The sequence below is a fragment of the Streptomyces sp. NPDC005794 genome, from assembly GCF_042871445.1.
Taxonomy (GTDB): Bacteria; Actinomycetota; Actinomycetes; order Streptomycetales; family Streptomycetaceae; genus Streptomyces.
The window spans coordinates 59,926-84,836 of the sequence record NZ_JBIAIN010000001.1 but is presented as its reverse complement, the minus strand read 5'-3'; the positions used below and the strand labels follow the sequence as shown (position 1 = coordinate 84,836).

General features: G+C 67.9%; 25 protein-coding genes, 2 pseudogenes and 1 riboswitch. Of the genes and pseudogenes, 15 read left to right on the top strand and 12 right to left on the bottom strand.

All coding sequences use genetic code 11. The features are described 5' to 3' along the window. The first annotated feature begins 56 nt into the window (after positions 1 to 56). From ACFYQ5_RS00400 to rplI, 3 genes are read left to right on the top strand one after another with little or no spacing between them, the layout of a single operon-like run. The gene (locus ACFYQ5_RS00400; RefSeq protein ID WP_389190934.1) at positions 57 to 680 is read left to right on the top strand and encodes a single-stranded DNA-binding protein; all 624 of its coding nucleotides are present in this window, start codon (positions 57 to 59) and stop codon (positions 678 to 680) included. A 42-nt stretch (positions 681 to 722) separates the two neighbouring features. Further along, complete coding sequence (rpsR, locus tag ACFYQ5_RS00395) at positions 723 to 959, top strand: 30S ribosomal protein S18 (protein WP_003967857.1); 237 nt, start codon at positions 723 to 725, stop codon at positions 957 to 959. A gap of 18 nt (positions 960 to 977) precedes the next feature. After that, positions 978 to 1,424: a 50S ribosomal protein L9 gene (gene rplI / locus ACFYQ5_RS00390; protein ID WP_362927550.1), complete on the top strand. Its 447-nt coding sequence runs from the start codon at positions 978 to 980 to the stop codon at positions 1,422 to 1,424. Between the two features lie 138 nt (positions 1,425 to 1,562). Here rplI and ACFYQ5_RS00385 read toward each other — a convergent pair whose 3' ends face one another. Continuing rightward, entirely contained in the window at positions 1,563 to 2,900 is a 1,338-nt protein-coding gene (locus ACFYQ5_RS00385) for an MATE family efflux transporter (protein ID WP_389190932.1), read from the bottom strand. A 476-nt stretch (positions 2,901 to 3,376) separates the two neighbouring features. On the opposite strand from ACFYQ5_RS00385, the gene dnaB reads away from it, so the two are divergent. Next, a complete protein-coding gene (dnaB, locus tag ACFYQ5_RS00380) occupies positions 3,377 to 4,834 on the top strand; it encodes a replicative DNA helicase (RefSeq protein ID WP_389191914.1) in 1,458 nt (485 codons plus the stop codon). A gap of 596 nt (positions 4,835 to 5,430) precedes the next feature. On the opposite strand, the gene ACFYQ5_RS00375 is transcribed toward dnaB, so the two are convergent. After that, entirely contained in the window at positions 5,431 to 5,661 is a 231-nt protein-coding gene (locus ACFYQ5_RS00375) for a hypothetical protein (RefSeq protein ID WP_389190930.1), read from the bottom strand. Positions 5,662 to 5,823: 162 nt separating this feature from the next. Here ACFYQ5_RS00375 and ACFYQ5_RS00370 point away from each other — a divergent pair, with 162 nt between their 5' ends. Next, positions 5,824 to 6,549 carry a dienelactone hydrolase family protein gene (locus ACFYQ5_RS00370; protein ID WP_389190928.1) on the top strand — a complete coding sequence of 242 codons (726 nt, stop codon included), beginning with the start codon at positions 5,824 to 5,826 and terminating at the stop codon, positions 6,547 to 6,549. 338 nt (positions 6,550 to 6,887) lie between these two features. Here ACFYQ5_RS00370 and ACFYQ5_RS00365 read toward each other — a convergent pair whose 3' ends face one another. Continuing rightward, positions 6,888 to 8,111, bottom strand: a complete 1,224-nt coding sequence (locus tag ACFYQ5_RS00365) for an MFS transporter (RefSeq protein WP_389190926.1) — start codon at positions 8,109 to 8,111, stop codon at positions 6,888 to 6,890. Positions 8,112 to 8,198: 87 nt separating this feature from the next. Here ACFYQ5_RS00365 and ACFYQ5_RS00360 point away from each other — a divergent pair, with 87 nt between their 5' ends. The 3 genes and pseudogenes from ACFYQ5_RS00360 (at position 8,199) to ACFYQ5_RS00350 (ending at position 10,552) form a co-directional block, all read left to right on the top strand. Continuing rightward, positions 8,199 to 8,657, top strand: a complete 459-nt coding sequence (locus ACFYQ5_RS00360) for a winged helix-turn-helix transcriptional regulator (RefSeq protein ID WP_389190924.1) — start codon at positions 8,199 to 8,201, stop codon at positions 8,655 to 8,657. 255 nt (positions 8,658 to 8,912) lie between these two features. Beyond that, positions 8,913 to 9,017 (top strand): annotated as a pseudogene (locus ACFYQ5_RS00355) (dihydrofolate reductase); the annotation flags it as partial. A 155-nt stretch (positions 9,018 to 9,172) separates the two neighbouring features. After that, positions 9,173 to 10,552 carry a serine hydrolase domain-containing protein gene (locus ACFYQ5_RS00350; protein ID WP_389190922.1) on the top strand — a complete coding sequence of 460 codons (1,380 nt, stop codon included), beginning with the start codon at positions 9,173 to 9,175 and terminating at the stop codon, positions 10,550 to 10,552. A gap of 98 nt (positions 10,553 to 10,650) precedes the next feature. On the opposite strand, the gene ACFYQ5_RS00345 is transcribed toward ACFYQ5_RS00350, so the two are convergent. The 3 genes from ACFYQ5_RS00345 to ACFYQ5_RS00335 all read right to left on the bottom strand — a co-directional run bounded on the left by ACFYQ5_RS00345 (position 10,651) and on the right by ACFYQ5_RS00335 (position 12,856). Continuing rightward, complete coding sequence (locus tag ACFYQ5_RS00345; protein WP_389190920.1) at positions 10,651 to 11,814, bottom strand: winged helix DNA-binding domain-containing protein; 1,164 nt, start codon at positions 11,812 to 11,814, stop codon at positions 10,651 to 10,653. Between the two features lie 102 nt (positions 11,815 to 11,916). After that, the gene (locus ACFYQ5_RS00340) at positions 11,917 to 12,369 is read right to left on the bottom strand and encodes a GNAT family N-acetyltransferase (protein WP_389190918.1); all 453 of its coding nucleotides are present in this window, start codon (positions 12,367 to 12,369) and stop codon (positions 11,917 to 11,919) included. A 28-nt stretch (positions 12,370 to 12,397) separates the two neighbouring features. Continuing rightward, positions 12,398 to 12,856 carry a MarR family winged helix-turn-helix transcriptional regulator gene (locus tag ACFYQ5_RS00335; RefSeq protein ID WP_389190916.1) on the bottom strand — a complete coding sequence of 153 codons (459 nt, stop codon included), beginning with the start codon at positions 12,854 to 12,856 and terminating at the stop codon, positions 12,398 to 12,400. A 139-nt stretch (positions 12,857 to 12,995) separates the two neighbouring features. On the opposite strand from ACFYQ5_RS00335, the gene ACFYQ5_RS00330 reads away from it, so the two are divergent. Then, positions 12,996 to 14,240, top strand: coding sequence for an MFS transporter (locus ACFYQ5_RS00330; protein ID WP_389190914.1), 1,245 nt, complete (start codon positions 12,996 to 12,998; stop codon positions 14,238 to 14,240). Here ACFYQ5_RS00330 and ACFYQ5_RS00325 read toward each other — a convergent pair. From ACFYQ5_RS00325 to ACFYQ5_RS00305, 5 genes and pseudogenes are all read right to left on the bottom strand, one after another. Then, positions 14,140 to 14,484 (bottom strand): annotated as a pseudogene (locus tag ACFYQ5_RS00325) (hypothetical protein). The gene ACFYQ5_RS00330 and the pseudogene ACFYQ5_RS00325 sit on opposite strands and share 101 nt — an antisense overlap. Positions 14,485 to 14,609: 125 nt before the next feature. After that, complete coding sequence (locus tag ACFYQ5_RS00320; protein WP_389190912.1) at positions 14,610 to 15,089, bottom strand: NUDIX domain-containing protein; 480 nt, start codon at positions 15,087 to 15,089, stop codon at positions 14,610 to 14,612. Positions 15,090 to 15,141: 52 nt separating this feature from the next. After that, on the bottom strand, positions 15,142 to 16,038 hold the full coding sequence (locus ACFYQ5_RS00315) for a LysR family transcriptional regulator (RefSeq protein ID WP_389190911.1): 897 nt from the start codon (positions 16,036 to 16,038) through the stop codon (positions 15,142 to 15,144). Positions 16,039 to 16,321: 283 nt separating this feature from the next. After that, positions 16,322 to 17,446 carry a cystathionine gamma-lyase gene (locus ACFYQ5_RS00310; RefSeq protein WP_389190910.1) on the bottom strand — a complete coding sequence of 375 codons (1,125 nt, stop codon included), beginning with the start codon at positions 17,444 to 17,446 and terminating at the stop codon, positions 16,322 to 16,324. A 65-nt stretch (positions 17,447 to 17,511) separates the two neighbouring features. Further along, positions 17,512 to 17,889 carry a phage holin family protein gene (locus tag ACFYQ5_RS00305; RefSeq protein WP_389190908.1) on the bottom strand — a complete coding sequence of 126 codons (378 nt, stop codon included), beginning with the start codon at positions 17,887 to 17,889 and terminating at the stop codon, positions 17,512 to 17,514. Positions 17,890 to 17,965: 76 nt separating this feature from the next. On the opposite strand from ACFYQ5_RS00305, the gene ACFYQ5_RS00300 reads away from it, so the two are divergent. From ACFYQ5_RS00300 to ACFYQ5_RS00285, 4 genes are all read left to right on the top strand, one after another. Further along, positions 17,966 to 18,283 carry a cupin domain-containing protein gene (locus ACFYQ5_RS00300; RefSeq protein ID WP_389190906.1) on the top strand — a complete coding sequence of 106 codons (318 nt, stop codon included), beginning with the start codon at positions 17,966 to 17,968 and terminating at the stop codon, positions 18,281 to 18,283. A 149-nt stretch (positions 18,284 to 18,432) separates the two neighbouring features. Beyond that, positions 18,433 to 18,642, top strand: coding sequence for a DUF5326 family protein (locus ACFYQ5_RS00295; protein ID WP_389191911.1), 210 nt, complete (start codon positions 18,433 to 18,435; stop codon positions 18,640 to 18,642). 298 nt (positions 18,643 to 18,940) lie between these two features. Further along, positions 18,941 to 19,708, top strand: a complete 768-nt coding sequence (locus ACFYQ5_RS00290) for an IclR family transcriptional regulator (RefSeq protein ID WP_389190904.1) — start codon at positions 18,941 to 18,943, stop codon at positions 19,706 to 19,708. Positions 19,709 to 19,809: 101 nt separating this feature from the next. Beyond that, positions 19,810 to 20,247, top strand: coding sequence for an SsgA family sporulation/cell division regulator (locus tag ACFYQ5_RS00285; protein ID WP_389190902.1), 438 nt, complete (start codon positions 19,810 to 19,812; stop codon positions 20,245 to 20,247). 63 nt (positions 20,248 to 20,310) lie between these two features. Here the strand turns inward: ACFYQ5_RS00285 and ACFYQ5_RS00280 are convergent, their stop codons facing one another. Further along, the gene (locus ACFYQ5_RS00280; RefSeq protein WP_389190900.1) at positions 20,311 to 21,666 is read right to left on the bottom strand and encodes a YibE/F family protein; all 1,356 of its coding nucleotides are present in this window, start codon (positions 21,664 to 21,666) and stop codon (positions 20,311 to 20,313) included. A gap of 71 nt (positions 21,667 to 21,737) precedes the next feature. Then, a riboswitch (TPP riboswitch) is annotated at positions 21,738 to 21,871 on the top strand. Between ACFYQ5_RS00280 and thiC the strand changes: the two genes are divergently transcribed. After that, entirely contained in the window at positions 21,864 to 23,678 is a 1,815-nt protein-coding gene (gene thiC, locus ACFYQ5_RS00275) for a phosphomethylpyrimidine synthase ThiC (RefSeq protein WP_389190898.1), read from the top strand. It overlaps the preceding riboswitch by 8 nt. A 119-nt stretch (positions 23,679 to 23,797) precedes the next feature. After that, positions 23,798 to 24,901, top strand: coding sequence for a hypothetical protein (locus tag ACFYQ5_RS00270; protein WP_389190896.1), 1,104 nt, complete (start codon positions 23,798 to 23,800; stop codon positions 24,899 to 24,901). Positions 24,902 to 24,911 lie beyond the last annotated feature (10 nt).

Here is a 24,911-nt window from a genome sequence, read left to right as displayed (position 1 = left end):
GTCATCGGGTTCGAGTAGCAAGCAGCCAGAAGCAATCCCCGCCGAGAGGTTCACCCATGGCAGGCGAGACCGTCATCACGGTCGTCGGCAATCTCGTCGACGACCCCGAGCTGCGCTTCACCCCGTCCGGTGCGGCGGTCGCGAAGTTCCGTGTCGCGTCCACTCCCCGCATCTTCGACCGGCAGACCAATGAGTGGAAGGACGGCGAAGGCCTGTTCCTCACCTGCTCGGTCTGGCGTCAGGCGGCGGAGAACGTCGCGGAGTCGCTCCAGCGAGGCATGCGCGTCGTCGTGCAGGGCCGGCTGAAGCAGCGGTCCTACGAGGACCGTGAGGGCGTCAAGCGCACGGTCTACGAGCTGGATGTCGAAGAAGTCGGCCCCAGCCTGAAGAACGCCACGGCCAAGGTCACCAAGACCACAGGTCGCGGTGGCCAGGGCGGCGGTGGTGGCCAGGGTGGATACGGCGGTGCCCAGCAGGGCGGCGGCAACTGGGGCGGCGGTCCCGGTGGCGGTGGCCAGCAGGGCGGCGGCGGTGCTCCCGCCGACGACCCGTGGGCCTCAAGCCCTCCGGCCGGCGGCCAGCAGGGCGGTGCCCAGCAGGGCGGCGGGGGTGGCTGGGGCGGAAGCTCCGGCGGCTCCGGCGGTTCCGGCGGCGGCTACTCGGACGAGCCTCCCTTCTAGGGCTGCTCGTACCCCACTTCTTGATCACACAGGAGAAACACCATGGCGAAGCCGCCTGTGCGCAAGCCTAAGAAGAAGGTCTGCGCGTTCTGCAAGGACAAGACCCAGTACGTGGACTACAAGGACACGAACATGCTGCGGAAGTTCATTTCCGACCGCGGCAAGATCCGTGCCCGCCGCGTCACCGGCAACTGCACGCAGCACCAGCGTGACGTCGCCACGGCAGTCAAGAACAGCCGTGAGATGGCGCTGCTGCCCTACACGTCCACCGCGCGATAAGGGAAGGGTGACCGAATCATGAAGATCATCCTCACCCACGAGGTCACTGGCCTCGGTGCCGCCGGCGACGTCGTGGACGTCAAGGACGGGTACGCCCGTAACTACCTGGTTCCGCGTGGCTTCGCCATCCGCTGGACCAAGGGTGGCGAGAAGGACGTGGCGCAGATCCGCCGCGCCCGCAAGATCCACGAGATCGCGACGATCGAGCAGGCCAACGAGATCAAGGCCAAGCTCGAGACCGTGAAGGTCCGTCTGGCTGTTCGCTCCGGCGACGCCGGCCGCCTCTTCGGTTCCGTCACCCCGGCTGACATCGCCTCGGCGATCAAGTCTGCCGGTGGTCCGGACGTCGACAAGCGTCGCGTCGAGCTCGGCTCGCCGATCAAGACGCTCGGCGGATACCAGGTGTCCGTCCGTCTGCACCCCGAGGTTGCCGCGAAGCTCGGTATCGAGGTCGTTGCTGCCTAAGGGCACAGCTCAGCAGAGCTAGGTGAAGGGCCGCACCCCCTGGGACGCACAGCGTCCCCCTGGGTGCGGCCCTTCGTCGTTTCACGTGAAACCGGGCTCTGTGAGGTGATGGCCGGTCGGGTGGCAGCCGGGTGAGCTTCAGCGCGTGGCGCCGGTCACGATCCAGCGGCCGGACCGCATGCGCATCCACAGCGTCAGCAGTCTGACCGTCATCATCAGCGTCATCGCGCCCCAGAGTGCGGTGAGACCTCCTCCGAAGCTGGGGACGAGGAGAGCGACCGGGGCGAAGACGGCCAAGGTCAGGACCATGGCCCAGGCGAGATAGCGGCCGTCACCTGCTCCCATCAGTACGCCGTCGAGCACGAAGACCACTCCGGAGACCGGCTGGGAGAGAGCTACGACCAGAAGTGACGGCAGCAAGGTGTCCTGTACGGAGGTGTCGCCCGTGAACAGCGGGACGAAGAGTGGCCTGGCGAGCACGATCGCCACCCCCAGAACGACCCCGGAAGCGATCCCCCACTGCACCATTCGACGGCATGCCTCGCGGGCACCCTTGGCATCGTTCGCCCCCAAGTAGCGGCCGATGATGGCTTGCCCGGCGATGGCGATCGCGTCGAGCGCGAAGGCCGTAAGGCTCCAGAGCGACAGGATGATCTGGTGTGCGGCGAGGTCTGTGTCGCCGAGGCGGGCCGCGACGGCGGTGGCGATCATCAGGACCGCCCGCAGTGAGAGCGTGCGGACCAGCAGGGGCACGCCCGCCTGGGCGCTGGCCCGGATGCCTGCGGAGTCAGGACGCAGCGATGCCCCGTGCCGTCGGGCTCCGCGGACCACGACGATCAGATAGGCGAGGGCCATGCTGACCTGGGCGATGACGGTTCCCCACGCGGATCCTGCGATCCCCAGCCCGGCGCCGTAGACGAGCCCTGCGTTGAGGGCGCCGTTGGCCGCGAATCCACCGATGGCGACGTAGAGCGGCGTCCGGGTGTCCTGCAGTCCACGCAGTACTCCCGTCGCTGCGAGCACCACGAGCATCGCGGGGATGCCGAGGCTGGAGATCCGCAGGTACGTGGTGGCGTACGGGGCCGCGGTGTCGGACGCTCCGAAGGCATTGACCAGCCACGGCGCGAGGGGGAGCGTGACGGCGATGACAGCGGCACCGATCAGCAGAGCGAGCCAGATACCGTCCATTCCCTGGCGGATGGCGGACGCCAGATCTCCTGCACCGACCTGGCGGGCGACCGCGGCTGTGGTGGCGTAGGCGAGAAAGACGAAGACGCTCACCGCAGTCGTCAGCAGGGCCGCTGCGACCGCCAGACCGGCCAGTTGCGGAGTGCCCAGGTGGCCGACGATCGCACTGTCGACCATGACGAAAAGCGGCTCGGCGACGAGCGCGCCGAAGGCCGGAACGGCGAGTGCGATGATCTCGCGGTCGTGCCGGCGGCGGGAGGGCGGCTGGGCCGTGGACGCCTGGATCATGGAGACCAATCTAATCTTCCACAGGTAATAGATGCAATGCTGCTGAGTCCCTTACGTGTCTCAGGTTTTCGGGTTCGGTGGAAGGTCGATTCCGGTGATCTTGAGCTGAGGGCGAAAGTTTTTCTCCCCCACAGTCGGTGGATTGCAAAACGCCAGGTCAGGGGCATCTTCAGTGGTCGCGTATGAGTTTGTCCACAGTGCTGTCCCCCGGTCCGTGCACAGGATCCGATGAGTTCTCCACAGCATCTGGTCGGTCGTCCACATGCCCTGTGGATAACCAGATTGGCTGACGCTGCGGACCGGCCTACCGTGGTGCGGCGCCCGCACTCCGTTCCGGCTTGGAAGCCCGCAGAACTTGACGCGCCGGAACCGGAGTCGGGCGTCTTGTTTGTCGGTGCCGTGCCGTAAGAAAGAGTGGCACGGCTAGGTCCGCGTAGCGGACGGGAGGAGGTGGCCCGGTGAGCATTCCCGAGCCTTTGGACGATCCCTGGGCCGATGTCGGTCCCAGTGACCGTCTGCACGTCTCCCGTCAGCGCCGTGGAGAGGGCAAGGGGCGCGACGAACAGCACGAGCGAGGCCGGGAGGGCGGCTGGGACGGCGGCTCGTCCGGCTTCGAGCGGGTGCCCCCGCAGGACCTCGACGCCGAGCAGTCCGTCCTCGGCGGCATGCTGCTCTCCAAGGACGCCATCGCGGACGTCGTCGAGATCATCAAGGGGCACGACTTCTACCGTCCGGCCCACGAGACCGTCTACACGGCGATCCTCGACCTCTATGCGAAGGGCGAGCCGGCCGACCCGATCACGGTGGCGGCCGAGCTGGTCAAGCGCGGCGAGATCACCAAAGTCGGCGGAGCCCCGTATCTGCACACGCTGGTGCAGTCCGTACCGACCGCGGCCAACGCTTCGTACTACGCGGAGATCGTCCACGAGCGGGCCGTGCTGCGGCGTCTCGTCGAGGCCGGCACGAAGATCACCCAGATGGGATACGCGGCCGACGGCGACGTCGACGAGATCGTCAACTCGGCGCAGGCGGAGATCTACGCCGTCACTGAACAGCGCACCAGCGAGGACTACCTCCCGCTCGGCGACATCATGGAAGGTGCTCTCGACGAGATCGAGGCCATCGGTTCCCGCAGCGGTGAGATGACCGGTGTGCCGACCGGATTCACGGACCTCGACGCCCTGACCAATGGCCTGCACCCCGGCCAGATGATCGTCATCGCGGCCCGCCCCGCCATGGGTAAGTCCACGCTGGCCCTGGACTTCGCCCGCGCCTGCTCGATCAAGAGCAACCTCCCGAGCGTGATCTTCTCCCTGGAAATGGGGCGCAACGAGATCGCGATGCGCCTCCTGTCCGCAGAGGCCCGGGTGGCCCTCCACCACATGCGTTCCGGCACGATGACCGACGAGGACTGGACACGGCTCGCCCGCCGGATGCCGGACGTGTCGGCCGCGCCGCTCTACATCGACGACTCCCCGAACCTCTCGATGATGGAGATCCGTGCGAAGTGCCGTCGCCTCAAGCAGCGCAACGACCTCAAGCTGGTGGTCATCGACTATCTGCAGCTGATGCAGTCCGGCGGGGCCAAACGGGCTGAAAGCCGTCAGCAGGAGGTTTCGGACATGTCTCGAAACCTCAAGCTCCTCGCCAAGGAGCTGGAGCTTCCCGTCATCGCCCTGTCCCAGCTGAACCGTGGACCCGAACAGCGCACGGACAAGAAGCCGATGGTCTCCGACCTTCGAGAGTCCGGCTCCATCGAGCAGGACGCCGACATGGTGATCCTGCTGCACCGCGAGGACGCGTACGAGAAGGAGTCGCCGCGCGCGGGCGAGGCGGACCTGATCGTGGCGAAGCACCGTAACGGTCCGACGGCGACGATCACCGTGGCCTTCCAGGGGCACTACTCACGCTTCGTGGACATGGCCCAGACCTGACGCGGGCATGTTGTAGGCGACTCTCCTCGTGTCGACGGGGGTGTCGAGGAGAACCGCCCCCGGGAGGCCTCGGGTATCTCCCGGCTGTCGCGGGTATCGCCGTGGCGTACGTTCCGCTGGTACAGCGGGCAGCGGCACTACTCGGGTACGTACTGGTCGGCGACGGTACGCGATCACGTGATCTACGAGTCGAGGCTGTCCGCCTCACGCCGCCACCACAGCCGTCGGACTCGCTGTAGCCGTACAGATCCTTGACGGGTCCGATGGCCGGAGCCGTGCTGCCGGGCCTGACCAGGACAGGCACCGATGGGGCTCAGTCCTTGATGCCCGACGACATCGCCCCCTGCGGAGGAGAAGGCACCAGCACGACACTGAGATCGGTACAGCTCTCCAGTCTGACTTCGAGCCGGACGACGACGGCCGTTTCCCGAACTCGCCCGGGAAACGGGGATGAGCACGAGCCGGATACGCAGGCAAGCACAGAAGTTCGGCATCCGACTCCGACGAACCGGCGGGGCCGGCCACGCCGCCGTCCTTCGAGCCGAAGCCCGCGCCGCAACCGGACCCACGTTTCTACGCCCCGTGCTCACCGGAAGTCATGCACGCCGGCGACTGGCCCGATGTGCCGCAGAGATCAAATACGACACCCTCACCGAGGCTGCTGTCTGCACGGCCACGTGGTCACCGGTCTCCACGGTGAGCCAGGTGCTGCTCTTGGGCCGGCCGTCCTCGGGAGAGTGCTGCACATCACCGGCCACTCCGCGTGATCCCAGGCGTTCCTCGTTCTCGGTGAACCAGGCACGGAGCACCTGCGGAAACTCGTCCATGTTCCCGTCATCCCCCCGGTGCTCTTCGAGCTCCTTCGGTGTCCGGCGCTCCGCCAGAACCAGAGCCTTCCACAGTGCCCACCCACAGGCCCACACCCGCACTGTTCTGCCGACGGTTAAAACCGGCCCGATCGGGCTCGACGATCACTACAGTCCGGTCTCATGACGATGGTCACCACGCGCACGGTCGAATACCCCGCCGACGGCCTGACGATGATCGGGCACCTCGCGCTCCCCGCCGGCCTCGACCGCCGGCCCGCGGTCCTGATCGGGCCCGAGGGGCCGGGCCTGAACGACTTCCAGCGCCGCCGAGCCGACGCCCTCGCCGAACTGGGGTACGTGGCGCTGGCCTTCGACCTCCACGGCGGGCGCTGGTTCACCGACCCACAGGAGATGCTGGAGCGCGTGACTCCCCTGCTCGCCGACCCCGACCGGCTGCGGGGTATAGGCCATGCGGCCCTCGATGTGCTGCGCGCCGAACCGCGGACCGACCCCGACCGGATCGCCGCCATCGGCTACGGCACCGGGGGCGCGATCGCACTGGAACTCGGGCGCGACGGCGTCGACCTGCGCGCGATCGGAACGGTCAACGCACTGACCACGGGCCGACCGGGCGAGGCGGCACGCATCCGTTGCCCCGTGTGGGCCGGGGTCGGATCGGAGGACCCGATCATGCCTGCTGAGCAACGGGACGCCTTCGCCGCCGAGATGCAGGCCGCAGGCGTCGACTGGCGCCTCGTGGTCTACGGCGGAGCCCTGCATGCCTTCCACCACCCGTCGGTGGACCAGGCCGTGCTCCCCGGCGTCGGCTACCACCCGCAGCACGCGCAGCGATCCTGGCGTGACATCGTCGGGGTGCTCGCCGAGTGCCTGCCCGTAACGGAGTGAGCTGGAACTCCGGGACCGCGGAGCCGGCCCCGAGGCGGAGAGCTTCCCGGCCGGCGCCCGGCCTCCTTCCAGCCGAGCCGCCCGCAGGAAGGGCTCCAGCCCCACTCGTACGCGTGGTGCCAGGTGCAGCTCCTTCAAGGCCTGTCTCCCGCAGGGCGAGCGCGCGTCGGCGCGCGCAGGGCGCTTGACGAGATCCAGCACATGTGTGGGTTCTCAGCCTCTGTTTCATACGCCGATGCTGTGACCTGCATGTCCTTTGGCTTTCTCACGTCGTGTCAGGCCTTCTCCCTCTCACCTCCGTGGCATTTCCTCGGCCTGCGGCTGCCACTGCCCATGCCTCAGTCGGCCCGGACGACTCCGGCTCCAGGCTGCGCTCCGTGCGGCGGGTGACGGACGTCTGCGCTGTCGAGGGGAAATCGCCTGTTCATCGCCCAGACGGCCAGCGCGCAGACCGCGAATCCTGCCCCGAGGAGGCTGGAGCCTGCCCAGCCATGGATGGTGAAGATGGCGGTGGTCGCGGCGGCGCCAAGGGCGGAGCCAAGCGAGTAGAAGACCATATAGCCGCCAATGACGCTGCTGGTGCGATCCGGGTGCGCGGTGGTGAGCAGGTGCTGGTTACTCACATGTACGGCCTGGACCGCGAAGTCAAGGGCCACGATTCCGACGATGAGGAGCCCCAGTGTCCCCGGCAGCTGCGCGATGGCTGCCCACGAAAGGACGAGCAGCGTGAGCGCGAGGCCAGCGACCTGAGTCGTCCGTCCTGCATCCGCCCACCGTCCCGCGCGTGCAGCGCCGAGGGCGCCGGCAATTCCCGCGATGCCGAACAATCCGATCTGGCTTGCGTTCAGATGCCAGGGTGCGTCCGCAAGCGGCAGTGACAGCCCACTCCACAGCGTTCCGAAGGATGCGAACAAGAAGAACGCGATGAACCCGCGCGTCAGCAGGAGGCGCTGTCCGAAGAGTCCGCCGAGTGAACCGACGGCCTGCCTGTACCCCGCAGGTCTGCGGTGACGGTCTTCCGTCGGCAGTGCGACGAGAACGAGAGCCGCGAGCCCGAGCGACAGCACCGCCAGCACGGCATAGATACTCCGCCAGCCCCACACTTCGGCGAGCGTGCCGGTGACAACCCGTGCGCCCAGGATGCCGACGACAACGCCCGAGGTCACGACACCAATGTTCCGACCTCGTTCGGCAGGCGGCGAGACCGATGCGGCGTAGGCCACGGTGGTCTGTACGACGACCGCGAACAGCCCCGCCACTGTGAGCCCCGCGAACGCCATCCATCCGGCGGACGCAAAGGCCGTCAGGATCATGCCAGTTGCGGTGATCGTCAAGTGCACGGCGATGAGCCGCCGCCTGTTGACGACCACATCGCCGAGCGGCACCAGAAGCACCAGCCCCGCCAGGTAGCCGAACTGACCGGTCGCCACGATCCACCCTGTGTGCGCTGCCGGCACACCGAGATCCCGTCCCATCGGCTCCAGAACCGGCTGCGCGGCATAGATGCCGGCCACCGCGACGCCACACACCGCCGCGAGCAGTAGCCGCCGCCACACGCCCATCGCACCCCAACCCCAATCAGTAGCGAATTGCAACTGTTTCGACGGTAGGACATGCTGGTTTCAATCCGCAACTCATTGGGAGGTGTCATGCCGCGCACCACCACGCGCGCCCCGAAGCCCGACTGGACCGACCCCGACTGTCCCGTCGCCCGCACACTCGACCTCGTCGGCGACAGATGGAGCCTTCTCGTCATCCGCGACGCGATGGACGGGGCGCGATCGTTCACCGAGTTTCAGCGACGTACCGGCATCGCCCGCAACATCCTCACCGAGCGCCTGCGCAAGCTCACCGCTTACGGGCTCCTCGCCCAGCGCACCGCGCCATCGGGCCGCCGTCAGGAATACGTACTCACCGACGCCGGCCGCGACCTCTTCTCCGTCATTCTCACTCTGCGGCAGTGGGGAGAACGCCACGCCTTCGCCCCCGGCGAGGCGCACTCCACCTTGGTCGACGAGCACGGCACCCCTGTGCCGGAAATCGTGCCGACCAGCGCCGACGGCACCCCCCTCGACACCGGTACCACGCACGTTCAGAAGATCCGGTAGAAGGCAAGACTTCGACGTGTTCGGTGCTCTGTACCAGTCGAGTCCAGCAGCGATGAGTCCTGTCGTCGGACCGAGTCGCCACCCTGAGGGGCGGTGTCCTGTGTGAAACAGAGTGAGTGGACGGGCACGGTCCCAAAGCTGTCGGTTCCACAGGATGCCCGCGCTCAGCTCTGGTGATCAGAGAGGCGCCCAGTTGCGCCTCCAGCATGGCTGCGACGTGTTCACGGCCAACAGGCTGGTGCGGAAGGGGGATCCATGCGGAAGCTCACATGCTTCGTCGCTTGCTCGATCGACGGTTTCATCGGAGATCCGAGCGGTGACGCCTCATCGATGATGGCCCTCGTCAGTGAGGAAATGGTAGGAGAACGTGCGCACCTTCGGCAACGGGGTGCTGATGAGGACGTACCGCCGCAAGGGCTGATCCCAACAGCTCGGGCGAGGCAGCTCCGGCGAAGGGCGGCCCGGCGGCTTCCACATGCGTTCGTCAGGCGATGGGGCGCGGGTCATCCTTGGGCATGACCTCTTCCGAGATTCTGCTTCCCAGCACCCGCCGAGCACTGCTGCACCGCGTTGCCACCGCACAGTCCGAAGGCCGGGCCCCGTCCCTCGTCGCCGCGGTGCAGCGGGACGGGCAGGTCGCCTGGACCGGTGCACGCAGCTGTGTGGACGGGCATGAACCCGATGGGGACACGCAGTTCAGGATCGGCTCCCTCACCAAGACGTTCACAGCTGTGCTGGTGATGCGCCTGCGCGACGAAGGGCTCCTGGATCTGGGCGATCCCCTGGAGAAGCATCTTCAGGACACGGGTGCCGGACAGGTGACCGTGTATCAACTGCTCGGCCACAGCGCAGGGCTGGGCGCGGAGACGCCCGCCCCCTGGTGGGAGCGGACGCCGGGCACCACGCGTCCGGAACTGGCGGATGTGCTCGGCGACAGGCCGTTGATCACCCCGTCCGGCCACCGGCACCACTACTCGAACCCGGGTTACACCCTGCTCGGCTCCCTCATCGAGAGGCTGCGTGGTGACTCCTGGGCCGAGGTGCTGCGCCGCGAGATCCTGGAACCTCTGGGAATGGACCGTACGAGTCCGCAGGCGACGGCCCCGCATGCGGGTGGCTGGGCGGTCCACCCGTGGGCCGACGTCATGCTGCCCGAGCCGGCCGAGGACCTGGGTCTGATGGCGTCGGCCGGACAGCTCTGGTCGACCACCACCGATCTTCTCCGCTTCGCGGCCTTCCTGGGGCAGGGGGATGACCGCGTGCTGTGCGCGTCCTCGGTCGCGGAGATGCGCGCTCCCGCTGCTCCGCCCGAGGCAGGCGACTGGGCCGGCACGTACGGCCTCGGTCTTCAAGCCGTACGGTGCGGGGAACGTACGCTCCTGGGCCACGGAGGATCGCTGCCCGGCTTCCTGGCCACGCTGTGGTTCAGCGTCGAGGACGACGTGGCGGCCGTGGTGCTCTCGAATGCCACCTCCGGCCCGCTGACCGGGACGGTCGCCGCGGAACTCCTGCTGATCGTCGCCGACGCGGAGCCGAGGATCCCGGAGCCCTGGCGCCCGCTGCCCGAGGTCGACGAAGAACTGCTGGCGCTGACCGGCCCTTGGTACTGGGGCACTCAGGTCCACGCCCTGAAACTGCTCGCGGACAGGGGGCTCGAGTTGCAGCCGTTGCGGGGCGCCGGTCGTGCCGCTCGGTTCCGAGCACGTCCCGACGGGACCTGGACGGGGCTCAACGGTTACTACGCGGGGGAGACGCTCAGGGTGGTGCGGGCCGAGGACGGCACGGTGGATCACCTCGACCTGGGCTCGTTCGTCTTCACACGGCAGCCGTACGACCGCAGCGCGGCCATTCCCGGTGGCGTGGACGAGGGCGGTTGGCGAGGGCTCGCCACCTGAGGAGCCAGGGTCGGCGTTTCACGTGAAACGTGAAGCGCGAAGCGCCGACCCGGGACCGCGTCGGCTCAGCACTGCCCGACTGCCCGGCGGCGCACGGGTCAGGCCGTCAGCTCGCGCTCCAGGGGCGTACGGAAACGCGGGGTGATCCGGGTGTCACCCGCCCATGCGGACAGCCGGGCCGCCTCTGCCTCGATGAGCTGCGAGGTCTCCCGGCCCACGTCGGACAACAACCGCCACACGATCTCGCCATTCGCGCGCTGCGCCCAGCCACCCACGATGCCACCGTTCCACCAGGCCGTGGGTCCGACGTTCCCTGCGCGGTCGAAAAGCGCGGCACGGTGATCGGTGGGCAGCTGGAAACCACGGTCGGCCCAGCCCATCGCGCTGGGGTCGAGACCGGGCAGCAGAGCCGCCCAAGGCTCCGGAGCAGGTTCGGCGGCGAGGTCTCCCGGAGCGGCCCAGCCGACCGCCCCGCTGTCGAGCAGAACCTCCTCTGCGCCTACGGCAGCCAAGGCCGCACGCGTCTCACGGACGCCCCAGCCGGTCCACCACTTCAGATCGGCTTCGGCCGCGGGGCCGTACGAGTGGAGCCAGCGCCTGGCCACTTCCGCCCTGGCCGTCGCGGGGTCCGACGCGGGCCAGGGCTCGGCGGCCGTCCAGCGGAACTGGCTGGACGTCCACGAACCGCGTGGCCGGTCGCGCCGGATGCGCCCGTCGGCGGCCAGCACCCGGATCACCCGGGAGGCGACACCCTGCTCGGTCTCCTGCTTGGTCCCGGGGAAGACGGTGATCTTCGTACGCAGCGCGGGCACGGCGGCAGAGAGCTCGCTCCCCGTGGCACGACCTCGCGCGGTCAGAGCGGCGAGCGTCAGGCGCTCGGTGTCGGCGAGCCACCGTTCGTCCAGCCCGTTGCCGTCCTCCCGCAGATGGGTGAGGAGTCGCCGGCGTTCTTTGGCCGCCACGGCCCGTGCGCTCGACGCGTCGACGGCAGGTGCGACCTCCGTGGACATGGTGAACAGCGTGTTCCGCATGGAGAGCAGCCGCACCAGTGAGACGTCCTCGTAGAGCGCGCGCTCCACCACTCCGATCCCGGGGTCGTTCAGTCGCGCGCAGACGGAGAGGTAGACCGTGGCGGCATCGGTCGCGTGCAGGGCGACGACGGCGTCGGCCACCGCGACGACGGAACCGGACCGCACGGACGGGGCCAGCAGATGCCGTCGGCCGAGCCTGATCCTGCGCTGCTCGTCATCGATGCGGTACACGTGATGCCTCCCGGAGTGCGGAGCTTCCCGGCGCTCTACGGTTCAGAGCCGGAACTCACGGTTCAGAGCCGGAACTCACGGTTCAGAGCCGGAACTCACGGTTCAGAGGGTGAGTTTGAACCCCACATGGCTTGCGGTGAAGCCCAGCCGCTCGTAGAAACGGTGGGCGTCGGTACGCGTGGCGTCCGAGGTCAGCTGCACCAACTGGCATCCCTGGCGCCTGGATTCATCGACTGCCCACTGGATCAACTGGGTGCCGAGGCCGCTGCCGCGCTCCTCCGCGTGGACGCGGACACCCTCGACGACGGAACGGGTCGCACCACGTCGGGACAGCCCGGGAACGATCGTGAGCTGAAGGGTCCCCACGACGCGGTCCTCGCGCACGGCCACGACCAGATGGTGATTCGGATCGTCGGCAAGCCGTCGGTAGGCGGCGTGATACGGGGCGAGATCGTGCGGAGACTCGCGCCGCGCACCCAGCGGGTCGTCGGCGAGCATGGCCACGATGGCGGGAATGTCGGTGGGTGCTGCGGGACGTATGCCGAGATCGCTCATGATCGGCAGACTACGCAAACCCACCGGTTCAGGCGGGGACCTTCAGCGCCTCGACCGTCCGGACCAGTGGGGCGAGCTCCGGGTTCTCGGCAGCCTCGTCGAGGGCGGCTCGGAGCGCGGTGTCGTTGGTCGGTCTGGCTTCTTTCAGCAGCGTGAGACCCGCCTCGGTGACGTCCGTGTAGATGCCCCGCCGGTCCGTGTCGCACAGGTACCGGGTGAGCAGCCCACGGTCTTCGAGCCGGGTGACCAGTCGGGTGGTGGCGCTCTGGCTCAGCACCACGGCGTCCGCCACCTGCTTCATCTGCAGATGACCGCCCGTGCCGCTGTGCTGGCGGCTCAGGACGTCGAGCAGGGAGAACTCGCGCGCGCTCAGGTTGTGGTGGGACTGCAGGGCTCGTTCGATGCGGGCCTCGATCTTCCCGTGGAGCAGGGAGAGGGCGCACCAGCTCTGTGCGAGGGCTGTCAGTGCGGGATCTGTCGCTGTCATGGGTCTCTCCTCCGTACGGGAGCTGCGTACCTCAAGGATAGGGCACGTGCGCAATAGCCCGCGCTTGCAATTAACGAGCGTCTGCAATTATTGTGAACGCTCGTAAGGCGCAGACGCAATCTTTTGGAAGGTGACACTCATGCCGCTCGCGCTCCTCGCCCTCGCCATTGGGGCATTCGGTATCGGCACCACCGAGTTCGTGATCATGGGGTTGCTTCCCGATGTCGCGGCCGACTTCCAGGTCTCGATCCCGACCGCAGGATTCCTGGTGACGGGCTACGCCCTGGGTGTGGTCCTGGGTGCCCCCCTGATGACCATCCTGGGTACGCGGGTGACCAGAAAGCGGATGCTGATGCTCCTGATGGGGCTCTTCATCGTGGGGAACGTGGTGTCCGCACTCGCCCCGGTCTTCGGCGTGATGCTCGCCGGACGGGTGATCGCCTCACTCGCCCATGGAGCCTTCTTCGGCATCGGATCGGTCGTGGCCGCGGGTCTGGTCGCTCCGGAGAAGAAGGCCGGTGCCATCGCCATGATGTTCACCGGGCTCACCGTGGCCAACGTCGTCGGGGTGCCCCTGGGGACCTTCATCGGCCAGAACGTCGGTTGGCGCGTCACGTTCTTCGTCGTCGCGGGACTGGGCGTGCTGGGCCTTCTCGGGGTGGCCAAGCTCGTCCCCGAGCAGCCGAAGCCCCAGGGAGTGCGTATCCGCCACGAGCTGGCCGCATTCCGCAATGTCCAAGTGCTGCTCGCCATGGCGATGACGGTTCTGGGCTTCGGCGGCGTCTTCGCGGCGATCACCTACATCACCCCGATGATGACGGAGACCGCCGGTTTCGCGACGTCATCCGTGACCTGGCTGCTGGTCCTCTTCGGGCTCGGTATGGTCGGCGGGAACCTGCTCGGCGGCAAGTTCGCCGACCGTCATCTGATGCCGATGCTGTACGTGTCCCTCGGCGCGCTCGCCGTGGTCCTGGCCCTGTTCACGCTGACCGCGCACAACAAGATCGCCGCTGCGGTGACCGTCGTCCTCATCGGGGCTCTCGGTTTCGCGACCGTACCGCCGCTGCAGAAGCGAGTCCTCGACCAGGCCGCCGGCGCGCCCACCCTGGCCTCGGCCGTCAACATCGGGGCCTTCAACCTCGGGAACGCGCTCGCCGCCTGGCTCGGCGGCATCGTCATCTCGGCCGGGTTCGGATACACCGCGCCCAACTGGGTCGGCGCCGGGCTGGCCGCCTCGGCGCTGCTTCTGGCAGTGGTCTCCGGTGTGCTGGAGCGCCGGACGGTCACCGGTGGCCGGCTGGTTGCCGCGCACCTTCCCGGTCCTGCCGCAGGCGTCGGCCCCGACGAGTCGGTCCCCACGGCTTCAGCACCGATATCGCGGTGATGAAGAGATACGTGGCCGTGGCCACCGAGGGTGCGATGACCAGATCGATGTCTGTCGCTCCCCGGGGCCACGGCCTCGTTGATGCCGGGGCGGAGCGAGAAGACCAACAGCCCCGCGGTGACCAGGGTCAGCCAGAACTTCGGCCGAGTGCCAGCAGCCCCACGGTGAGGCCCAGCCAGCTCACGAACACCGCTACGTGAGCGACGAGGATGCTTCGGCGAACAGTGCGCTTGAGTGGTTTCACGTGAAACACGGTGCCAAGCGCGGAGCACCTGGTCATCTGACTGCGGGAGTATCCCCGGCTACCGGCCTCGGCGTACGTGGTGTGCCCGGCCTACTCGCCATAGGCCGGACACAGGGCTCCGGGCCTCAGCTCAGATCGGGCGCGTGCATCGCCCTCACGCCCTCGATGTTGGCGTCCAGATAGTGCCGGAGTGACAGAGGTACGAGGTGTACAGCCGCGATTCCGACGCGGCTGAAGGGCACCCGGACAACCTCGTACTCCCCGCAGGGTTCGTCGATCTCCGGCCCGTGCCGACGCGACAGGTCCATCGAAGCCAGCCGGCAGACGAAGAAGTGCTGCACCTTTACGCCCTTGATCCCGCCGCCGACGATGTGCTCGACGGTATCGACGAAGCAGGGCACCACGTCAATGATCTTGGCGCCGAGCTCCTCGTCGACCTCGCGGTGCAGCGCGTCGACAACGGTGGTGTCTTCCGGCTCGACGCCGCCACCCGGCGTGACCCAGTACGGATCGACACCTGGTTTGGTGCGCTTGATCAGGATCAGGTCATCGCCGTCGAGCAGGACGGCGCGTGCCGTGCGCTTGACCACAGGACGTTCGGTCATGGCAAGAGAGTGGCCCAGGAAACACGATCTGAAACTCCTGTCGGCCGACCGGTCACCAGTCCACGGCAGCACGCAGCAGCCACTCGTGCGCCCGCGCAATGTGTGGCAGGCCGAGCGTGCCGGTCCTCGCGATGAGGAAGTACGTGCGCAGCGGCGGTACCGGAGGGTCGAGCAGCGCCACGACTTCACCTCGCTCCAGCGCGTTCTCGCAGAGATAGCGAGGCAGTACGGCGAGGCCGGCGCCCGCCGCCGCGCACTCCAGTACCGCGCGGAGATCCGGCGCGATCACGGCGGCGGAAGCGGCGGGGCGGCTGTCGAAGACTGTCGCCCAGTACCGGGAGACCAGGGGGAGGCTCTCGTGCACCTCGACCACCGGAAACTGCTCCAGCAGTACGGGACCCTTGTGCCGCAGCGCCCCGGGCCCCAGACGCCCTGCCCAGCGGGGCGCGGCGACCAGGACGTGCTCCTCGTCGCAGAGGGTGGTCGATGTCAGCAGTCCACCGCGCGGACGGGCGGTGGCGATGGCCAGATCATGGTGTCCGGCCGCCAGCCCTTCCAGCGTGTCCTCGGTATGCGCGACGAAGGTACTGCGTAACGCGAGCCCCCGGGAGATCAGTGGGGTGAGAGCGGGCAGCGCCCGTACGGAAGTGAACTCGGGAGGCCCGGCCAGGTGCAGTGTCCTTACCCCCGACTCCTCGTCGAGGCCCACCTCGACGATGTCGACCAGGGCGTCCAGATGAGGAGCGGCCCGGTGGGCGAGCTCGTCGCCGATGGTGGTGGGGGTCACTCCACGGGCCCTGCGCAGGAAGAGCGGGCGGCCCAGCTGCCGCTCCAGGGTACGTATCTGGGAGGTGACGGCGGGCTGGGACAGTCCGAGCAGGGCGGCGGCCCGGGTGAATGATCCGGCCCGGTGCACCGTGACGAACGTGCGCAGCAGGGCCAGGTCCATGTCCGCCCCCTGCCCCTCTCCACGTTCGCGGACGCTGCGCCGTCCCGCACCGTCTCCGGCAACCGCTCCCACTATAAATATGTCGATAGGTCGCTGTCGCTACTGTGATTGGACACTGACGCAGAGTCAACTAACCTTGTTCAGACGGTTCTCGGCGCGCAAGAACCGGGGCGGTCCGAGTCATGAGGGGGGAGGCTCGGACCGCTCGTCCCGTGCAGGACCGGCCCGGTGGACGGGGACGCCCGTCCCGGACCGGTCCTGCACGGGACCGTGTGAGGAGCGTTCAGCGCGCGGACTCGTCCAGCGCGCGTTCCACGTCCGCCAGCAGGTCCTCGGGATCCTCGGCGCCGACGGAGAACCGCACGAAGCCCTCAGGCACCGCGTCCCCGCCCCAGCGGGCCCGGCGCTCGGCGGTGGAGCGTACGCCGCCGAAGCTCGTCGCGTCGTCGACCAGGCGCAGCCCGGCCAGGAAGCGCTCCGCTGTGTCCTTGTCCGCCAGGACGAACGAGACCACGGAGCCGAAGCGCCGCATCTGCCGGACGGCAGTCGGGTACGAGGGATCGCCGGGCAGCCCCGGGTACCGGAGCCCGGTCACGTCCGCGCGTTCGGTGAGCGCCTCGGCGAGTGTCAGCGCGGTCGCGCACTGGCGGTCGATCCGCAGCTGCAGCGTGGCCAGCGAACGGTGGGCGAGCCAGGCCTCCATGGGGCCGGGAATCGCGCCGGCCACCTTGCGCCAGCGTCGCACTCCGGCCGACAGCCGCAGGTCCCGGCAGCTCACATGACCGAGCAGGATGTCCCCGTGCCCGGTCATGCCCTTGGTGTCGCTGGCCACCGAGAAGTCCGCCCCCAGCTCGAGGGGACGCTGTCCGAGCGGGGTCGCCAGGGTGTTGTCCACCGCGACCAGGGCGCCCGCTGCGTGCGCGGCGTCGACGAGCCGGCGCACATCACAGACGTCCAGCCCGGGGTTGGAGGGCGTCTCGATCCACAGCAGCGTCGCCCCGTCGAGGAGCTCCAACTGGGCATCGCCCCCGGTAGGGGCGGTCCGCACCTCGACGCCGTACGCCTCCAGCTGCTCCCGCACCAGGGGGAGCGCCTGATAACCGTCGTCCGGCAGGACCACGACGTCGCCCGTGCGCGCCTGGGACAGCAGCACGGCCGAGATGGCGGCCATCCCGGAGGCGAAGACCGTGGTCTCGACCTGCTCCCCCGGTGCCTCCAGCTCGCCGATGGCGCGCTCCAGGTGGGTCCAGGTCGGATTCGTCTCCCGGCCGTAGGTATAGGGGCCGACAGGCTCACCGGACAGATGGAAGTGCGCGGCGAAGACCGGACCGGGAAGTGTGGGCTCGTACTGCTCCGGTTCGGGCAGGCCTGCCCGGACGGAACGTGTCCCGTCGCCCGTGGTGCTCATGCTCGTCGCCTCGTCTCTCTCCGGTGTCCACCGGTCCGCTCTGCACTGTGTCATCAGGGGACGGATCAGTCCTCGTCGGGGAGCACCACATTGAGCGCCCAGGAAACGACCGAGATGATCAGCCCGCCCAGGACCGCGGTCCAGAACCCGTCGACGTGGAAGCTCAGATCGACGAGGCCGGCCAGCCAGGAGGTCAGCATCAGCATCAGGGCGTTGACCACGAGCGTGATCAGTCCGAGCGTCAGGATGAACAGCGGCAGGGTGAGCAGCTTCACCACAGGTTTGACGACGAAGTTCACCAGGCCGAACAGCAGCGCCACCAGGATCAGCGTGAGCACCTTGCGCCCGGTGTTGTCACCGGTCAGCGTGATGTCCTGGAGCAGCCAGATGGCTACGGCCAGCGCACCCGCGTTGGCGATCGTCTTGACTACGAAATTCTTCATGTGTCTGATCGTGGCAGACATGATCGGTGGCGGACACCGGCGGGACAGCGGTACGGGTGCGAGGGGCGGACGGACGATGAAGGCATTCAGACTGGACGAGCTGGAGGCGGAACGTGCTGCGAACGACGGCGCCTATCTGCAGTTCATCCGGGAACGCAACATGTCCGTCGGCCTGTACGCCCTGGACGCCGGCGCGCTCGACCCCCAGCAGCCGCACCATCAGGACGAGGTGTACTTCGTCGTCAGCGGCCGTGCCTCGATCACGGTCGGCATGGAGACCACGCAGGTGGGGCGGGGGAGCGTCGTGTACGTACCGGCGGGTGCCGCCCACAAGTTCCATCACGTCACCGAGGACCTGCGGGTGATGGTGGTCTTCTCCCCGCCGGAGGGATGAGCGGTTTCACCGGAAGTCGGGCGGGGTCCGGACCCGATGTTCCCTAGGGGATCGTTCAGGGGACTTCAAGGGCTCCGGGGCCCCGCCGGCCACCCCCGCGCCTCTAGCATCGAAGCAGGGACTCACAGAGACGAGGTACAGCGATGGCGGTGCGGGAGATGTTCGCGGGGATGCCCTGGTGGGTGAAGTGGGTCGCGGTGCCTCTCATCGCGATCGTCGTGTTCGGCGGCCTGATCGCCAGCGTGGTCGGGTTCGTCATCGGACTGTTGTTCAAGGTGCTGGTGTTCGTCGTGCTCGTGGGTGGTCTGATCTTCGTCGTGCGGAAGTTCATGTCCTCGTCCGAGCGCAGCGGCTGGTAGGAACTGCGGGAGTCCCCGGGCGCGCGGTGGTACCCGGGGACGCCGGACGGGCCGCGGACGGACCGCGGACGCGATGATTAGCCCAGCTGAGCTAAGTCCACGACGAAACCTCACTCGTGACTGAACGTGCGGATACAGTGGCGTACCGCTGCCGCCAGCTGGGAAATGACGGTCCGTCACCATCCTGCCCAGTGGTTTGTGCGACCGTCCGGTCTCCGGACTCCAGGCTCGCGGCGTGCCCGTGGGGGCGGCCCCTGCGGGAGGGCTGAGAGCCCGTCACCATGCCTGGGGGTGACCTGTGACCACGGCATCGAGTACCGCTGTTCCGACGTTGATCGGTTCGGTTCAGCGGGCGTTGCGACTTATGGAGGCTGTGGGCACCCATCGGGACGGGGCGCCGGCGAAGCAGCTCGCCCGGGAGGCCGGGCTTCCCCTCCCCACTGCCTATCACCTGCTGCGAACCCTGACCCATGAGGGATATCTGCGCAGGGAGAACGGCGTCTTCCTGTTCGGGGCCGCGGCCGAGCGGCTGGGCGGAGGGCCCGCGACCCCACGTCCCGGCGTGATCGTCGACTCGCTCGCGCACTGGGCGGACGTCATCGGCGCTCCGGTGTACTGCGCCCTGTACAAGGACGGCGAGATCGAGATGATCGCCGTGGCCGATACTCCCGCCGCTCCCGCGGTGCACGAGTGGGCCTCGTTCCGTGAGACAGGCCATGCCCACGCCCTCGGGCAGTGCCTGCTCGGGCAGCTCGACGAGCGGGCGCGCGAGGACCATCTGGACCGGCATCCGGTCCGGCCGCTGACGCGTTACTCCGTGAGTGACCGTCAGACCTTCCTGAAGCGGCTGAGATTGATGAAACGTACGGAACCTGTCGTCGAACGGCAGGAGTACGCCATGGGAACGGTCTGTGCGGCGATTCCGATCACTGTCGGTTCCGCCGTGGCCGCCATGGCTGTTTCCCTCCCTCTGCACCAAGAGGAACGGTTGCTCGCCGCAGTCGAACAACTACGCTGCGAAGTGACCAGCCTCTTGCGCTCGTTCGTGTTCTCTATCAGTATCTGAAAAATCACTCCTTGTGATCCGCTATCGCGTGCACCACGATGGCGTCAATAGGGCCATGGGGGATCATTCCTGGCCAGTTTCATCTACTGCGGGGTTGAACGATGCGCGAGTCGGTTCAAGCAGAGGTCATGATGAGCTTCCTCGTCTCCGAGGAGCTCTCCTTCCGTATTCCGGTGGAGCTTCGGTACGAGGTCAGTGATCCGTACGCGATCCGGATGACCTTCCACCTGCCAGGTGACGCCCCCGTCACCTGGGCATTCGGCCGTGAGCTGCTGCTCGACGGTCTCAACAGCCCCAGTGGCGACGGCGATGTGCACATCGGCCCGACCGAACCCGAAGGGCTGTCGGATGTGCACATCCGTCTTCAGGTCGGAGCGGACCGAGCGCTCTTCAGGGCCGGCGCAGCACCGCTTGTGGCATTTCTCGACCGGACGGACAAGCTGGTGCCGTTGGGACAGGAGCACACGCTGGGTGACTTCGACGGCAATCTGGAAGAGGCGCTGGGCCGCATCCTCGCCAAGGAACAGAACGCCGGCTGAGCAGGAGGGTCCGGCTGGACACCGAGCACCGGCGGTCCGGTTCCATGCGTCCGGTCTTCCGGCTCACCCCTTGCGGCGGCGGCCCCTCCCGGTCCGTGCGGGCGCAGGAGCTCCGGCTTCCGCGCCGAGCCCCGTGCGGTCCGCGGAGACCACCAGGGCCGCGAGCACCGTCGTCACCGGAACCGAGGCGACCAGCCCGATCGACCCGACGAGCGTCCGGACGATCTCCTCCGCGACCAGTTCGCTGTTGGCCACCGTGCCTACGCTGCTCTGGGCGATCGAGAAGAGAAGCAGCAGCGGAAGCGCCGCGCCCGCGTAGGCGAGTACGAGCGTGTTGACGACCGAGGCGATGTGGTCGCGTCCGATCCGGATGCCCGCCCGGTAGAGACGGCGTACGCCCATCGTCGGATCGGCCTGGTGCAGCTCCCAGACCGCCGAGGTCTGGGTGACGGTCACGTCGTCGAGCACGCCGAGCGAGCCGATGATCACCCCGGCCAGCAGCAGGCCGCTCATGTCGATGCCCGGGTACAGACCGTGGATGAGGCCGGTGTTGTCATCCGTGTTCCCGGACAGGCTGGCCCAGCCGATGAAGAGCGAGCCCAGCAGCCCGATGAGCAGCAACGAGATGAGCGTGCCGATGACGGCCACGGAGGTTCGGGCCGTCAGTCCGTGGCAGGTGTAGAGGGCGATCAGCATGATGGCGCTCGCCCCGATCACTGCGACGACCAGTGGGTTCGATCCTTGCAGGATCGCCGGCAGGATGAAGAGGGTCAGCACGGCGAAGGAGATGGCGAGCGCGATCAGCGCCATCAGCCCGCGCAGTCTTCCCACGGCGACCACCGCGAGGGCGAAGATCCCGGCGAGCAGTGCCATCGGGAATGAGCGGTCCACATCGGTCACCGCGTACTGAAGGTCCCGGGGCGCGTCGGGGGCGTACGCCACGACCACTCCTTGGCCCTCTCGCAGTTGCCGGGGGGCATCGGGCTGGACCACCTCGACGAAGGTACGGCCCTTGTCCTTACCGGTCGTCACTTCGACCGTGGCCTTCTTGCACTCCCCCGTCTGTTCGTTGAAGGCTTCCCGCCCGGCGGCCGTGGAGGTGTCGCCGGTCGCCGGTACCTGCGAGGCGTTGACGTCCGCGCAGTCGACCGACACGACCTTCGTCACCTGCCCGTCCTGGGTCTGCCGGTCGAAGCCGACACCCGTGCGCTCATGGGCCGGGGCACCGCCGGGCCAGAACGCCACGAGGCCGACCAGGACCGCGGTCGCGAAGGGGATCAGCACGGCCGCGATGACCTTGCGCAGATGCGTGGACACGGGTGCGGCAGGACCGTGACTGTGGGAGTGGCCGTGCGCATGACTCTGCGTGCTGCCTGATGCGGGGCCGGGGGATTCGGGGGCGCTTCCGGGAGACGTCACCCGGCGATCATCCCAAGAAGAGGGGAGGCCCTCTGGCCAGCACGTCAGAGGGGAGGCTAGCGTGGAGGCACATCTGTACACGCGGGAGCTCGGAGCACCGGGCTGAGAGGGCGCTGACCTCCGTATATCCATACGGGAAACGCTGCGCCGACCGCCGAACCTGTTACCGGGTAATGCCGGCGTAGGGAGTAGGTCTCATGACCACAGCGGACGCACGCACGCCTGCCTCGAAGCAGAACGCGCAGCACGGCGCGAACGACGCCGAGGCCGGGAAGTCCATCGGCTGGCACAAGGGGTACGTCCAGGGCTCACGCCCGGATCTCCAGGTTCCGGTCCGTCAGGTGCACCTCACCAACGGCAAGGACGTGACGCTGTACGACACGTCCGGGCCGTACACCGATCCCACCATCGACACCGATGTACGTCGAGGACTCGCCCCGCTCCGGGAGAGCTGGATCACCGCCCGCGGGGACACCGAGGAGTACGCGGGCCGTCCCGCGCGCCCCGAGGACGACGGACTCAAGCACACCTCGCCGCGGGGAGGCCTGCGCAACCTCGACGCGGTCTTTCCCGGCCGCCCGCGCCGGCCCCGCCGCAGCCGCGACGGCCGGCCCGTCACGCAGCTCGCGTACGCCCGGCGGGGGGAGATCACCCCGGAGATGGAGTACGTCGCGATCCGGGAGAACGTCGAACCCGAGGTCGTGCGCGAGGAGATCGCGGCCGGCCGGGCGGTCCTCCCCGCCAACGTCAACCACCCGGAGATCGAGCCGATGATCATCGGCAAGCGCTTCCTGGTGAAGGTGAACGCCAACATCGGCAACTCCGCGGTCACCTCCTCCATCGAGGAGGAGGTGGACAAGATGACCTGGGCCACCCGGTGGGGCGCCGACACGGTCATGGACCTCTCCACCGGCCGCAACATCCACACCACCCGCGAGTGGGTCCTGCGCAACTCCCCGGTGCCGATCGGCACCGTCCCCCTCTACCAGGCACTCGAGAAGGTCGACGGCCGGGCCGAGGAGCTGACGTGGGAGATCTACAAGGACACGGTCGTCGAGCAGGCGGAGCAGGGCGTCGACTACATGACGGTGCACGCCGGCGTCCGGCTGCCGTACGTCCCGCTGACGGCCCGTCGCAAGACCGGCATCGTCTCGCGCGGCGGGTCCATCATGGCGGCCTGGTGCCTGGCGCACCACAAGGAGTCGTTCCTGTACGAGAACTTCGAGGAGCTCTGCGAGCTCCTCGCGGCCTACGACGTGACGTACTCGCTCGGTGACGGGCTGCGTCCCGGGTCCATCGCCGACGCCAACGACGAGGCGCAGTTCGCCGAGCTCCGTACGCTCGGCGAGCTCAACACCGTCGCCAAGCGGTTCGGTGTCCAGACGATGATCGAGGGCCCGGGGCACGTCCCGATGCACAAGATCAAGGAGAACATCGATCTTCAGCAGGAGATCTGCGAGGAGGCCCCGTTCTACACGCTGGGCCCCCTGACCACGGACGTCGCTCCCGCGTACGACCACATCACCTCGGGCATCGGTGCGGCGATGATCGCCTGGTGGGGGACCGCGATGCTCTGTTACGTCACGCCCAAGGAGCACCTGGGCCTGCCGAACCGTGACGACGTGAAGACCGGTGTCATCACGTACAAGATCGCCGCTCACGCGGCGGACCTCGCCAAGGGCCATCCCGGGGCGCAGGACTGGGACGACGCCCTTTCGGACGCCCGGTTCGAATTCCGCTGGGAGGACCAGTTCAACCTGGCGCTCGACCCCGACACCGCGCGGGAGTTCCACGACGAGACACTGCCGGCCGAACCGGCGAAGACGGCGCACTTCTGCTCGATGTGCGGCCCCAAGTTCTGCTCGATGAAGATCAGCAGAAGCATCACGGAGCAGTTCGCCCCTGACCTGGTCTCCTCCGCCTCGGACGAGGAGATCGAGGCGGGGATGCTGGAGAAGTCCAAGGAGTTCGCGGCGAGCGGGAACCGGGTGTACCTGCCACTGGCCGACTGACCAGGCGTACCGACCGCGTCCTCCGAGGCCCTGGCGATGACGGCCAGGGCCTCGCTGCGCGTCGTAACGGAAGAGACAAGATCGCGCCTGGCGTCATCAGGATCCCTACCCTGCCTGACATGGATGGGATCGATGTGGCCAATGGCGCTGTCGGCGCCGTACTCGGGATGCTGTGTGCGGTGCTGTTCCAACAGCCCTTACAGGACGGCTGGTTCAAGCTGCGCACCCGTTCTGCGCGCGCGCTGCGCAGCCGGAGGCGGCGGGAGGAATCCAGTCCTGCGTGGAGAACCTTCTCCATGGGGCCTCTTCACACCTCCGCCCTGATTGTCGAAGGGGACGGCGAGTCCTCCATACCCGCCGAAGCCGTCTACATCCACGTACTGGACGGGGAGATCGAGCTGCCTTCGGACATGGCCGGCTGGCGGACCGAAGTCGAGGCGGAGAGCACGCGGTTGCGGGCGGAGAATCGGACTCCGGTGTGGAACGGTCCTCGATACGCCGTCGAATCGTTCGGTATCTCCCGTACTGCTCTCGACGAGCAGCCCGAAGTTCATCTGCGGCTACGCCCGACGGATTACTACACTTTTCTCGCGGCTCAGCAGCTCGACCGGCGCCTGGCTGACGGAACAAGCCCGCGCTCCCGCTATCTCGACCCGGATGATCCACTGCAGGCACCCGCGTTTCTGCAGTGCAGTTTCGGCGTGAATATCGCTGTGGTGACTGCCGATGACATGCTCGTCGTGAGCCGTCGCAGCGACCGGGTCCGTATGGCTCCAGGTGTCTGGAACTCCTCCGTGAACGAGGGCTTGTCACGGCACATCGACTCCTCCGGCAGGAGCGCCCCCGACCTCTACGCGGTCGGCCGACGCGGCATGCGGGAGGAACTGTCCATCGAACCGCACGAGTACTCACTGGAACTGCTCGCCTTCGTGCTGGACACCGACAAGCGCCACTGGAGCGCCCACTTCTATGCCAGATTGAAGGACATGTCTCGCGACGGTCTGCAAACACGTATGAGCAGAGGAGTCGCGGATCGATGGGAACATCAGACCATCGACTATGTGCCCTTCCGCCCCGCGGCAGTGGTCACGTACATGCTGCGCGCCGATCGCATTCACCGGTGGGCCCCACTCGCGCCGTCGCTCTTCCACCTTGCGCTGGTGCATGTCTACAGCCGTACGTCGGTCGAAAGAGCAGTGGCACAGATCGTTCGGCGCGCGTAGACAGGCCCTG